8 protein-coding genes are annotated in these 13,382 nt (G+C 61.1%); 4 read left to right on the forward strand and 4 right to left on the reverse strand.

The features are described 5' to 3' along the window. Positions 1–38: 38 nt before the first annotated feature. Both P0D84_RS26165 and P0D84_RS26170 read left to right on the forward strand, forming a co-directional pair. Entirely contained in the window at positions 39–4,880 is a 4,842-nt protein-coding gene (locus P0D84_RS26165) for an NAD-glutamate dehydrogenase (protein WP_408341559.1), read from the forward strand. A 145-nt stretch (positions 4,881–5,025) separates the two neighbouring features. After that, the gene (locus P0D84_RS26170) at positions 5,026–5,931 is read left to right on the forward strand and encodes a cation diffusion facilitator family transporter (protein ID WP_408341560.1); all 906 of its coding nucleotides are present in this window, start codon (positions 5,026–5,028) and stop codon (positions 5,929–5,931) included. 104 nt (positions 5,932–6,035) lie between these two features. Here P0D84_RS26170 and P0D84_RS26175 read toward each other — a convergent pair whose 3' ends face one another. Then, positions 6,036–7,016, reverse strand: coding sequence for an aldo/keto reductase (locus P0D84_RS26175; protein WP_408341561.1), 981 nt, complete (start codon positions 7,014–7,016; stop codon positions 6,036–6,038). A 284-nt stretch (positions 7,017–7,300) separates the two neighbouring features. Here P0D84_RS26175 and P0D84_RS26180 point away from each other — a divergent pair, with 284 nt between their 5' ends. Continuing rightward, positions 7,301–8,374, forward strand: coding sequence for a purine-nucleoside phosphorylase (locus P0D84_RS26180; RefSeq protein ID WP_408346007.1), 1,074 nt, complete (start codon positions 7,301–7,303; stop codon positions 8,372–8,374). A 328-nt stretch (positions 8,375–8,702) separates the two neighbouring features. On the opposite strand, the gene P0D84_RS26185 is transcribed toward P0D84_RS26180, so the two are convergent. The 3 genes from P0D84_RS26185 to P0D84_RS26195 all read right to left on the reverse strand — a co-directional run bounded on the left by P0D84_RS26185 (position 8,703) and on the right by P0D84_RS26195 (position 12,353). Further along, a complete protein-coding gene (locus P0D84_RS26185; RefSeq protein WP_408333819.1) occupies positions 8,703–9,650 on the reverse strand; it encodes an IS110 family RNA-guided transposase in 948 nt (315 codons plus the stop codon). 1,173 nt (positions 9,651–10,823) lie between these two features. Beyond that, positions 10,824–11,135 (reverse strand): DUF4148 domain-containing protein, encoded by a 312-nt coding sequence (locus tag P0D84_RS26190; protein WP_408341562.1) that lies wholly within the window; start codon positions 11,133–11,135, stop codon positions 10,824–10,826. Between the two features lie 213 nt (positions 11,136–11,348). After that, positions 11,349–12,353 (reverse strand): LysR family transcriptional regulator, encoded by a 1,005-nt coding sequence (locus tag P0D84_RS26195; protein WP_408341563.1) that lies wholly within the window; start codon positions 12,351–12,353, stop codon positions 11,349–11,351. A gap of 174 nt (positions 12,354–12,527) precedes the next feature. Between P0D84_RS26195 and P0D84_RS26200 the strand changes: the two genes are divergently transcribed. After that, positions 12,528–13,382, forward strand: a complete 855-nt coding sequence (locus tag P0D84_RS26200) for an alpha/beta hydrolase (protein WP_408341564.1) — start codon at positions 12,528–12,530, stop codon at positions 13,380–13,382.

Raw genomic sequence — 13,382 nt, forward strand, 5'->3', positions numbered from 1 at the left:
GCGATACTCGCTATTGCCGCCCGCCGGGGGAGTTGATCATGCAAGCAAAGAACGAAGAAGCCGTCACGCATCTGCTAAACGATGTCGTTGAATTTGCACGTGGGCGTTTGCCGGAGCCGACCTTCAACGTCGTCGAACCGTTCTTGCGGCACTACTACGATTTCGTCGATGCCGACGATCTGCAGAGCCGCTCGATTGCCGACCTTTACGGCGCGGCGCTCGCGCACTGGCAAACCGCGCAGCGCTTCGTGCCCGGCAGCGAACGGCTGCGCGTCTACAACCCGATAATCGAACAGCACGGCTGGCATTCCGATCATACGGTGATCGAGATCGTCAACGACGACATGCCGTTTCTGGTCGATTCGGTGTCAATGGCGGTCAATCGCCTCGGGCTTGCGCTGCATTCAGTCGTGCATCCGGTGTTCCGCATCTGGCGCGGACCGGATGGCAGCATCGTGCGAGTGGGGCAGGGCGCTGAAGATGCCGGCGACACGCGCTCGCAGCTTGCCTCGTTCATTCACTTCGAAGTCGACCGTTGCGGCGACGCGGCGAAGCTCGACACCTTGCGTGACGAGATCGCCAAGGTGCTGCGCGACGTGCGCGCCGCGGTGGAAGACTGGCCGAAGATCGTCGAACTCGCGCGCCTTACCATCAAAGGCATGAAGACGGGCGAGGCGGGGCCCGAAGGTGTTGAAGCCCGCGCGTTTCTCGAATGGATGGTGGCCGATCATTTCACCTTTCTTGGCCAGCGCGACTATGAACTGGTGCAGCACGACACCGGCTTTGGCTTGCGCGCGGTGCCTGGCTCCGGCCTCGGCATTCTGCGTGACGCGCTGCGTCCCGAGGGCGCCGCCGAAGTCACGCCGTTGCCGCCGGCGGCCGCCGATATCATCTCCGGCTCGTCACCGATCTTCCTGACCAAGGCCAACTCGCGCGCGACGGTGCATCGGCCGGGCTATCTGGATTACGTCGGCATCAAGCTGACCGGTGCGGACGGCAAGGTGACCGGCGAGCGGCGTTTCATCGGCCTGTACACGTCGACCGCATACCTGGTCTCGGCCGCGGAGATTCCGATTGCGCGGCGCAAATGCGCGAACATCGTGCGGCGGGCCGGTTTCCTGCCGAAGGGCCATCTCGCCAAATCACTGGTGACGGTGCTCGAAACCTATCCGCGCGACGAACTCTTTCAGGCCGACGAAAACCAGCTCTACGATATCGCGCTCGGTGTGCTGCGTTTGCAGGAGCACCAGCGCACGCGCCTGTTCGTGCGGCGTGATCGTTTCGACCGTTTCGTGTCGTGTCTCGTGTTCGTCCCGCGCGACAAGTACAACACCGATCTGCGGCAACGCATTGCCAACCTGCTGGCCGATGTATTCAACGGGGAAAGTGTCGAGTTCACGCCGCTGTTGTCGGAATCGACCCTCGCGCGCATTCACTTCGTTGTGCATGCGAAGCCGGGTGTCATGCCCACTGTCGATACACGTGAACTCGAAGCGCGCCTCGTGCATGTCACGCGCCGCTGGCAGGACGATCTTGCCGACGCATTACTCGACGCATTCGGCGAGGAGCAGGGCAACCGTCTCCTGCAACACTATGCGGATTCGTTTCCCCCGGGCTATCGCGACGATTATCCGGCTCGCACCGCAGTGCGCGATATCGAGCTGATCGAGCGCGTGCAGGGCAGCGAGCGGCTCGCCATGAATCTGTACCGCCCGATCGAAGCCGGGCCGCGCGCGTTTCGTTTCAAGGTTTATCGTGCGGGGTCGCCCATTGCGTTGTCGCGCAGCTTGCCGATGCTCGAACATCTTGGCGTGCGTGTCGATGAGGAGCGGCCTTATCTGATCGAAGCGCCCGACGCCACGCCGGCGTGGATTCACGACTTCGGTCTCGTACTCGCGGACGACGCGGAGTTCGATATCGAACGCGTGAAGGATCTATTCGAAGAAGCGTTCGAACAGGTGTGGACCGGCGGAATCGAAAGCGACGATTTCAACCGCCTTGTGTTGCGCGCGCAACTGAATGCGCGCGAGGTGACGATTCTGCGTGCTTATGCCAAGTACTTACGGCAAGTAGGGTCAACCTTCAGCGACGCGTATATCGAACGTGCGGTGACCGGCAATCCGGCGATTGCCCGCATGCTCGTGGAACTGTTCATCGCGCGCTTCGATCCGGTACTCGGCGAGACCCGCGAGGCGCGCGTCGACGGCTGGTTGAAGACGATCGACAGCGCCCTCGATCAGGTGCCGAATCTCGATGAGGACCGGATACTCCGGCAATTCCTCGGTGTCATCAAGGCCACGCAGCGCACGAACTACTATCGTTTCGATGCCGACGGTCATCCGAAACCGTATCTGTCATTCAAGTTCAATCCCGCGCAAGTGCCCGGTTTGCCTGAACCGAAACCGATGTTCGAAATCTGGGTGTATTCGCCGCGTGTGGAAGGCGTGCATTTGCGCGGCGGTCGTGTCGCGCGCGGCGGACTGCGCTGGTCGGATCGCCGGGAGGACTTCCGCACGGAAGTGCTCGGGCTGATGAAGGCGCAGATGGTGAAGAATGTGGTGATCGTGCCGGTCGGCTCCAAGGGCGGCTTCGTCGTGAAGAATCCGCCGCCGCAGACGGAACGCGACGCGTGGATGCGCGAAGGCATTGCCTGCTATCAGACCTTCCTGCGCGGCCTGCTCGATCTGACCGACAACCTCGCGGGCACGGCGGTGGTGCCGCCGCCGGATGTCGTGCGGCATGACCCCGACGATCCCTATCTGGTCGTCGCCGCCGACAAGGGCACCGCCACCTTCTCCGACTACGCGAACGCGATCTCGCAGGAATATGGTTTCTGGCTCGACGACGCCTTCGCGTCGGGCGGCTCGGTCGGTTATGACCACAAGAAAATGGCGATCACGGCGCGCGGCGCGTGGGAGTCGGTCAAGCGGCATTTCCGTGAAATGGGCGTCGATACGCAAACAACCGATTTCACGGCGGTGGGTGTCGGCGATATGTCGGGCGATGTATTTGGCAACGGCATGCTGCTGTCGCCACATATCAAACTGGTCGCCGCGTTCGATCATCGACACATCTTTCTCGATCCGAATCCCGATCCATCGGTAAGCCTTGCCGAACGCGGGCGCTTGTTCGTTCTGGATCGGTCGAGTTGGGCCGACTATGATCCTTCGCTGATCTCGGCGGGCGGCGGCGTGTTTCCGCGCTCGGCCAAGACGATTCCGCTGTCGCCGGCAGTGCAGTCGGTGCTTGGCATCAGCGCGCCGGCGCTCGCGCCGGCTGAATTGATGCGCGCGATTCTGCAGGCGCCCGTCGATCTGCTCTACAACGGCGGCATTGGCACCTATGTGAAAGCGAGCCGCGAAACCCATCTGCAAGTCGGCGATCGCGCTAACGATGCGATCCGTGTCAATGGCGCCGATCTGCACTGCAAGGTCGTGGCGGAAGGCGGCAATCTCGGTCTCACGCAACTCGGGCGCATTGAATTCGCGCAGCGCGGCGGCCGCATCAATACCGATGCGATCGACAACTCCGCCGGTGTCGACTGTTCGGACCACGAGGTCAACATCAAGATTCTGCTGGGCCTGGTTGTCGCCGACGGTGAAATGACCGGGAAGCAGCGCAATGCATTGCTCGCGGAAATGACCGATGAAGTCGGCTTGCTCGTATTGCAGGACAACTATTACCAGACCCAGGCGCTCTCGATCGCGGGCCGCTACGGCGTCGAATTGCTCGATGCCGAAGCGCGTCTGATGCGTTACCTCGAACGCGCGGGCCGGCTGAATCGCGTGATCGAGTTCTTGCCGACCGATGAGGAAGTCGCTGAACGCCAGGCCGCGAAACAAGGGCTGACCACGCCCGAGCGCGCGGTGCTGCTTGCCTACAGCAAGATGTGGCTCTACGACGCGCTGCTCGAATCGTCGATGCCGGAAGACCCGCTCGTCAGCGACTTGCTGATCGAATACTTTCCGAAGCCGTTGCGGCAGCGCTTTAGCGAACCGATGCAACGCCATCCGTTGCGGCGCGAGATTCTTGCCACGCACTTGACCAATGCGCTGGTGAATCGCGTGGGCTGCGAGTTCGTGCATCGCCTGATGGAAGAGACCGATGCGAAGCCCGGCGACATCGTGCGGGCCTGCATCATGGCGCGCGACGTGTTCGATCTCGACGACGTGTGGCGCAGTATCGACGCGCTGGATAACCGTGTCGCCGACGATGTGCAAGCGCGTATGTTCGTCGAAGTAGCGCGGCTCGTCGAACGCTCGGCGCTGTGGTTCCTGCGGCACTTGCAATCGGGCGCGATCAGCGACGGTGATGTCGCCGGCTTGCTCGCACGTTGCCGCGACGCGGCGCAACGCCTCGCTGCGCAACGGCCCGCGCTGCTGCCCGCCGCGGATCTCGAGGCGCTGTCCGAGCGGCAACGGGTGCTCGTGGACGCGGGCGTCGACAGCGAACTGGCGGTGCGGATCGCGAGCGGCGAAATCTCGGCGGCCTTGCTCGACATCGCCGAGGTGGCTTCGACCTGCGGGCGCAGTCTCGAACTCGCGGCGGGGGTCTACTTCGCGCTCGGCACGCTGCTGAACTACGGCTGGATCAGCGAGCGCGCGGCCGCGCTGCCGGCGCCCACGCACTGGGACATGCTGGCGCGCGCCACGGCGCTGGCCGAACTTGCCCGCCTGAAGCGCGCGTTGACCACGAGCGCGCTGGCCGGCGCCGATGATGCGTCGACGCCGGATGCATTGGTCCAGTCGTGGCGCGAGAAGCGCGCCGCGCAACTGGAGCGCTATACGCGCCTGCTTGCCGATCTGCGGGCCACGGGCGGTGCGAGCCTGTCGATGCTGCTGGTGATCGTGCGGGAGATGGCTGCGCTGGAGCGCGCATAACACGACGCGAGGCCGGCGAGGGGGACCGTTGCAGAATACGGTGCAAAACAGCGCCGGGGTTGGACGCATGCCGTCCGGCGTGTCCATAATACGAACTATTGCCAACCGAAAGCGTTCTGCAAACTCACGGATCCCCTCCACGACGATGAAAGAAGAATCGCCGAAAGCCATTTTCTATGCGCTCGCCGCCAACCTCGGCATCGCCATCTGCAAGTTCGCTGCTGCCACCTTCACCGGCTCCGGCTCGATGTTCGCCGAAGCCATTCACTCGACCGCCGACTGCGGTAACCAACTGCTGCTGCTATTCGGCCTGCGTGAAGCGCGCAAACCGGCGAGTCCGTTGCATCCCATGGGCGGTGGCCGCGAGATCAATTTCTATTCGTTGCTGGTGGCGTTGCTGCTGTTCTTTGTCGGCGGTGCGTTTTCGGTGTACGAGGGCGTACATCGTCTGTTTGCGCGCGAGCCGTTGCAGTATGCGTATGTGGCGCTGCTTGTGCTTGGCGTTTCAGTGGTGCTGGAAGCCCTTTCGTTGTGGGGTGCGGTCAAGGAGATCCGCAAGACGCATCCCGACAAAAGCATGTGGCGTTGGTTTCGCGAAACGCGCGAGTCCGAATTGCTGGTGGTGGCAGGCGAGGACATCGCGGCGCTAGCAGGCCTTGCGATGGCCTTCGTCGCCGTGCTGCTGACCATGGTGACCGGCAATCCTGTTTACGACGCCTTGGGTTCCATCGGTGTGGGTGTGTTGCTGATGGTGATTGCGTGGCTGGTGGCGCGCGAGGTGAAGTCGATGATCGTCGGCGAATCGGCGAGCCCGGACGTGCGCCGCGCGATCGAGGCGCATCTGCGAGCGCGCGCCGAGATTCGCAGCATCATCAACATGATTACGCTGCAGTGGGGCCGTCACGTGGTGGTGGCGGTGCAGGCGGAAATGGTCGACTACGCGAGCGGCCGCGCGATGGTCGATGCAATCAATGTGATCGAAGCGGACTTGCAGGCGGCGTTTCCGCAAGTGCGCTGGGTGTTTTTTGAACCGGACGTACCGCGGGTTTGATGTGTTATCTCGCTTGCGAGGCACGTCCGGTACATTGAGGGCCGGCGGATTTCGCACAGGTCTGCGTTCAGACTTTTGCGTCCGCTGGCTGGTGCATCGGCCGCTTATTTGAAGCCGGTCACCGCATGCGGCACATACAGTTCTTCCAGTTGACGGATTTCGTCCTCGCTCAGCTTCAACGACAGAGCCGCGACCGCATCGTCCAGATGGTGCAGCTTGGTCGCGCCGACGATCGGCGCGGTGATGGGCTTCTTCTGCAACACCCAGGCTAGCGCGACTTGCGCACGCGGCACGCCGCGCGCCTTGGCAATCTGACTGACCCGTTCGACGATTCGCCGATCCGCGTCTTCGGTATGCGCGTACAACGTGCGGCCGAATTCGTCGGTCTCCGAGCGCGCGCTTTCGGTGTTCCAGTCGCGCGTCAGGCGCCCGCGCGCCAGCGGGCTCCAGGGAATCACGCCGATGCCTTCGCTTTCGCACAGCGGCAGCATCTCGCGCTCTTCTTCGCGGTACAGCAGGTTCACGTAGTTCTGCATTGTCACGAAGCGCGTCCAGCCATTGCTTTCAGCCACATGCAACGCCTTGGCGAATTGCCACGCATACATCGACGATGCGCCGATATAGCGTGCCTTGCCGGCCTTCACGACGTCGTGCAGGGCTTCCATGGTTTCTTCGATCGGCGTGCCGTAGTCCCAGCGGTGGATCTGATACAGATCGACGTAATCAGTCCCGAGGCGCCTCAGGCTGTGGTCGATTTCCGCCATGATCGCCTTGCGCGACAGACCTGAGCCGTTCTGACCCGGATGCATGCGGCCATGAACCTTGGTAGCCAGCACGATTTCGTCGCGCTTCGCAAAGTCCTTTAGCGCGCGGCCGACGATTTCCTCGCTGGTGCCGTCTGAGTAAACGTTGGCGGTATCGAAGAAATTGATGCCGTGATCGAGCGCCTGCTTGATGAAGGGACGCGCCGCTTCATCGTCGAGCGACCAGGGGTGGGTACCGCGAGCGGGCACGCCGTAGCTCATACAGCCGAGACAAAGACGCGATACATCGAGGCCGGTGCGGCCGAGTTTCACATAATCCATCGTGGTGCTCCTGGGTTGAAGTGCGCACACGCGGTGCGTGCTGAGGGCCTCCATTATAGGAAGGGCGGTGCCGACGTGCTGGCGGCCCGACAACTGACCAGGAAGGGCTGCGTCGACGTGCTGGCGGCCCGCCAGGCCGACCGAACGCGCAGGCCGGCGGGGTTCAATCGCGGCGGAATGCGGCAACGCGTAGTGGCAAATAATTTCTTCGCACCTATACTTCTTTCGGCTTGAAAGCAGCACCTTCTCCCAATCCGCATCACAGGCAAAAAGAAAGGATCACGATGCTGACTCGCGCACTTGGCGCAATCTGCGCAACTACACTCGCGGCTTGCGCTGCTTTCACAGCCGGCCCGGCCAGCGCGGACGACAACGACGGTTTCTCGCAAGGCGACGGCGGCTCGCACGGGCGGCCGGTCAAGGTGATGATCATCTCGATGTTTGGGCCGGAGGGGCAGGTGTGGCTCGATCGGCTGGGGCCATGGCGTGAGATTGCTGTCGACGGCCTGTCGCCCGACTACCCGACGGTTCATTGCAACAAGCAGGAGGTGTGTGTCATGACCACGGGCATGGGGCATACCAATGCTGCAGCGTCGATCATGGCGCTGACCTTCTCGTCGCGCTTCGATTTGCGGCATACGTATTTTATGGTTGCGGGGATTGCCGGGATCGATCCGCAACAGGGTACGGTGGGGTCTGCCGCGTGGGCGAAGTATCTGGTCGACTTTGGGATTCAGTGGGAGATCGATGGGCGGGAGATTCCGGCTGGCTGGAAGACCGGCTACCTTGGGATCAATACCACGAGTCCAACGGACAAGCCGCCGCTTGATTATCGGACTGAGGTGTTTCAGTTGAATACCCAGCTTGCCGATACGGCGTTTGCTTTGTCGCGGAGCGTTGTGCTTTCCGATGATGCTCAGGCTCAGGCAGCGCGGGCCAAGTATTCTTATGCGCCGGCGAATCGACCGCCTGCTGTGATTCAATGCGATACGCTGGCGGGGGACACCTGGTGGTCAGGGGCGCTGCTTGGGCAGCGGGCTCGCGATTGGACCAAGATTTTGACTGACAACAAGGGGGTTTATTGCACTACGCAGCAGGAGGATAACGCTACGTATGAGGCGCTTAAGCGCGCGGCCTCGGTGCATAGGGTCGATCTGAATCGCGTTGCAGTGCTGCGGGCTGGGTCGGATTTTGATCGGCCTTATGATGGGCAGACTAGTGCGGATAATTTGCTGAACTATGCTGCGCAAGGGGGTTTTACGATCGCTATTGAGAATTTGTTTCGGAGTGGGAATCCGGTTGTGCAGGATATTGTTGGTCATTGGGGGGAGTGGCGGGAAGGGGTGCCTAAAAGGTAGATGGTTTTTTTTGCCTGCGCGGCGCTTTGTTGGTGTGCCTGCGGCGTTGGCTTTTCGTTGATCTGTTTGCCTGCGTGGCGCTTTTTCTGCGTGCCTACGGTGTTGGCCTCTCCTTGATTTGTTATTGGTCTATTAGCGTCGCCCCTGTGCGGGGCAGGCACCTACTTTTCTTTGCCTGCCGCAAAGAAAAGCAACCGTATTGGAAGTCAAGCGGGAACCTGTTCCTGGGTGCTGGATTTTCAATGTGGTCGCCAGTTCGTACAGGCGAGCGCAAACCACGCGAGTGATCGCGTTCAGGCACCGCATCCAGGCAAGGCTATACCGCCGGTTAATCCGTCGATGGGCTCCAGGGTGTTGAGTTATGGACCATGGCGTTGAGCGTCACGATGAGCTTGCGGATGCACGCGGTCATGGCCACCTTGAAGGGTTTGCCGGCTTTGCGCAGACGGTCGTAGAAGGCCCTGATCACCGGGTTGAAGCGCAGCGCGGGAATGCAGGCCATATAAAGCGCGCGCCGCACGATGGCACGACCGCCCTGAATGCGCCGCTTGCCGGTGTGCCTGCCGCTGTCGGAATTGAACGGTGCGACACCGGTGAGCGCGGCGATCTCGCGACGGTTCAGTGAACCGAGTTGCGGCATGAATGCGATCAGCGTGGCCGCCGCACCGGGACCGATGCCGGGCACCGAGCGCAGCAGGTCCTCCTTCTGGCACCACGCGGGCGAAGCGCGCATGAACGAATCGATGTCCTTGTCGGCGACGGTGAGCTGCTGCTTGAGCCATTTGATGTGGTCATTCAGGCTTTCCTTCGCCGCGGCGTGAGCGCGCTCCAGGCGGGCCTTTTCGGCCACGAGCATGTCGATGAGCTGGGCACGGCGCAGCAGGAGTGCCTGCAGCTGCTCGGTCTGCACATCGTTGAGCGGACGCACGACGGGTTTGATGACGGCGGCGAAATGGGCGATGACGAACGCGTCGATGCGATCGGTCTTCGCCCGTTTGCCGGTGGCTTTGGCAAAGTCGCGCACCTGTCGGGGATTGACCGCGACCGCGCGCAGGCCGGCCTGGCAGAGCGCCCTGAGCACGGCGAGTTCGAGCTTGCCGGTGGCCTCCATGACGATCAGGGTGGGGTTCAGCGCGATCAGACGCTGGACCAGCTGGTCGATGGCGGCGGTTTGATTGTCGACACTGAAATGTTCGGTCGTGTCGTGGATGGCAACGTCGAGCGTGCTACCGCTGACGTCGATGCCGATATAAAGGGACGAAGAGGTCTGGTTCATCACGGTACCCATACTTGCAGGAAAATACGAGCTCGGGGCTCAGTCAACTGTTCGGGTTAAGAGGATGAAAAGGACAGTCGCTCAGGCTTTCTGCGGGCTCGAGGCACTGTAGGCAGACGAGCTGACTGTCCGTGTGGCGACAACTGATCGGGTCGGCGCCACGGAGGGGAATATACAAGTAGGCAAAAGAAAGCGGCTCAAACCGCAAATTCTTAAGCGGGTCCCCCGCACAGTCACGGTAGCGGTGCATCTGGAATCCGTGCTCTCGCACATTCGGCGTTAGTGACCAAGGGCTCATCAGCTCCCACTCCGCACTGCGTGCGTCGCGGATGGGTCTGCATGGGAAACCAGCGGCTTCGTTTGCGCATGGGAGCCATTGGCTTCGCCTCGGCGAAGCCAATGGCAACAGCGGCGCCAAAGAGCCAAAGAGCCACGAAGCCACGAAGCCACGAAGCCACGAAGCCACGAAGCCACGAAGCCACGAAGCCACGAAGCCACGAAGCGAAGAAGCCGAAGAACCGAAGAGCCGAAAGAGCAGAAAGAGCCGAAAGAGCCGAAAGAGCAGAAAGAGCAGAAAGAGCAGAAAGAGCAGAAAGAGCAGAAGAGGCGATAAACGCCGTACCACGGCGCCAGATGAAGCCATGAGGAACATGGCGATCGGCTTTAAGAAGCGGGCTACGGCGCGCGGAGCGTCGCCGGAAGTATGACTGCCTTGTCACTAGGGCTAAGTGTGCGAGAACACTGATTCCAGATGTACCACTACCGTGACTGTGCGGGGGACTCGCTTAAGAATTTGCGGTTTGAGCCGCTTTCTTTTGCCTACTTTTCTTTGCGGCAGGCAAAGAAAAGTAGGTGCCTGCCCCGCACAGGGGCGACGCTAATAGACCGATACCAAATCAAGGAAAGGCCAACACCTTAGGCACACGAACAAAGCGCCGCACAGGCAAACAGATCAGGGAAAAGCCAACACCGTAGGCACGCAAACGAAGCGCCGCACAGGCAAAAAAACCAAACCTCTACCGCTGCGGCGCCCGATACGGCGTCCACACAGCAGCATCTGTATCCCAGTTATCGAGTTCAGACGGTGTCATGATGAGATCCTTTTTGAAGAATAAACGTTTACCACCGCGATGAAAATTCCTTTGGAAACCAAACCATCGCGGCGTCCAAGCCTTACTGCCCATTGGCAACGCGCGTCACATCGCCGCTTCGACCTTCCTGCAATGCAATGCGCGCAGCCTGCGTCTGCCCAATCAGACCTTTATTCGGATACGTCGTGCGATTCAGCGCAGGCAACGACCCATCGCGATACGCCGCGACCAGTTCAGCCTGAACTTCAGCGCGAGTTTTGCCGCCAGCGGTCGGCGCGGGTTGCGTGTCGTACGTGCCTGCATGCCCAATGCCCCCACCGCCGTTGCCTTGGGCAAAAACCGGCGCGCTGGCAAGCAGCGAAAGAGCCAGACCTGCTAAGAGATTGCGTTTCATGATTCACTCCTGTCGATTCATTTGCAGCACAGGCAGCGCCGCGACAGGATGAAATGTAGACTTCGAGGCGAGTCGGATAAATCGCAGTTTCGCGAAATGAATTGTCGCAATTCCAGAACAATCGCGACCACCATCGAGTAACTCAAGCAACCACGGCATTAGAGCCGCGGTTGGAATTCACTGTTCCACATTCTGTACTTCAACTCGCACGAATCAGGCAACCCATTCCGTTATCACCGGCGTGTCGAGCATCGGAGCAGATTCGCGCTCTTCGAAAGTGCGCTTGGTACACGTCGCTTCGAGACTGCCGCGTCCGCTCAACAACGGGCAGCGGTCAAACACCTCGGCAATCCAGTCTACGAAAACACGGACTTTAGGCGACAGATGCCGACTGTGCGGATAGACTGCGGAAATCGGCATCGGCAAAGGCTTCAGCTCCGGCAGGACTTCAACCAGCTGACCCGAACGCAGATGCGGCAGCACCATGAAGAGCGCCGGCTGAATCAGGCCGAAGCCTTCCACTCCGCAGGTTACGTAGGCATCAGCGTCGTTCACCGACACAATGCTCTTCATTTTCACCTCGACTTCTTTGCCGTCAACCTTGAAGGCCCAATCGAGCGTGCGCCCCGTGCGGCTCGAAAAGTAATTGACTGCTTTGTGATTCTCGAGGTCATCGAGCGAAGTCGGCATACCCGCGCGCTCGATATAGTCGGGGGCCGCGCATGTCACGCCCTCGAACAAACCGATACGCCGCGCCACTAGCGACGAATCCTGTAGCGCACCCACACGTATCACGCAATCCACGCCTTCCTGCAACAGATCGACAGGCCGATCCGTCAATCCGAGTTGCAGGTCGATGTCCGGGTAGCGCGTGTGGAATTCACACAGCGAAGGAATCACCAGCAAGCGCCCGATCGATCCCGGCATGTCGATGCGCAGCTTGCCATGCGGCTTCTTATTGCCGCTCTGGAAGCTGGCCTCGGTCTCTTCGACGTCCGCGAGTATGCGCACGCAGCGTTCGTAATATGCGGCGCCGTCCGGCGTCAGCGACAAACGCCGCGTGGTCCGGTGCATCAGGCGCGTGCCGAGGAACGCTTCGAGGTTCTGAATGATGGTGGTAACGGATGCGCGCGGTAAATCGAGCGTTTCCGCTGCACGGGTAAAGCTGTTGGTGTCGACGACGCGCGTGAACACTTGCATGGCCTGAAGCCGGTCCATTGCAAACCTCCAGATAGGGGCGGACGCTCTGAGCAGAAATCGAATCCGCAGAGCAATCGCATTCGATTGTTCAGGGGCGCCGAATTGTGTTGCCGGATTATAGGCATTTATTTACGAGTCTGCCGAACCCACAATTCGCACCATTGAAGTTCTATGCGCATTGCGCGGCTCGACATGGATGCATTTAAACCGTCGTACTCCTTTGTGCCCGCCGGCAGCGGCCCGGCACAGGCTGGTAGCACGGCACTCGACGTCACTGACGTGCAGATCGAAGGGCACGCACAGGACATCACCTTGCGTTTGTACCGGCAGGCAGAGAAAACCGCACTGCCAGTACTGCTTTATTTCCACGGCGGCGGCTTTACCAAGGGCTCGATCGATCTGGCCGACTACGCAGCGCGTTATTTCGCAGAACACTTACCGGCTCTCGTCGTCTCGGTCGGTTATTCACTGGCGCCACAGTTTCCGTTTCCGGCGGCGCCTGAGGACGCACATCGCGCGGCACTCTGGGTGCAGACCAGAGCACGCGCGTTTGGCGGAAATAGCAAGAAGGTCGGCGTGGCCGGCCACGATGCGGGCGGGCAGCTGGCCAACTGCCTCGCTTTCATCGCGCGTGACCGTGGCGATGTGCGCATCGCCGCGCAAGCGCTGTTCGGACCGATGCTCGATCCGAGCTTGACGCGCCTCGGCGATGAGCAACGGCTCGGCTCGGACATCACCGCGAAAGAGTGCGCGGCGTGTTATCGCGCATATCTGCCGCAAGCGTCGCAACGCATGCATCCGTATGCCGCGCCGCTCGAATCGTCGCGCCTCGCGGGCCTGCCGGCGACGCTGATCGTGACGGCGCAAAACGACGTGCTGCATGTGGAAGCGGAGAAATACGCGAGCAGTCTGATCGACGCGGGTGTGCTGACCCAGGTGGTCCGCTATCCCAGCATCTCGCACGCCGCGTTGGCCGACCATCCGCCCGCATTGCAGGAAGCGGTGAGATTTTTTCAGTGGCGCTTCGATGCGCGCGCCCATCGCTGA

The organism is Paraburkholderia sp. RL17-337-BIB-A, from assembly GCF_046025895.1.
Taxonomy (GTDB): domain Bacteria; phylum Pseudomonadota; class Gammaproteobacteria; order Burkholderiales; family Burkholderiaceae; genus Paraburkholderia; species Paraburkholderia fungorum_C.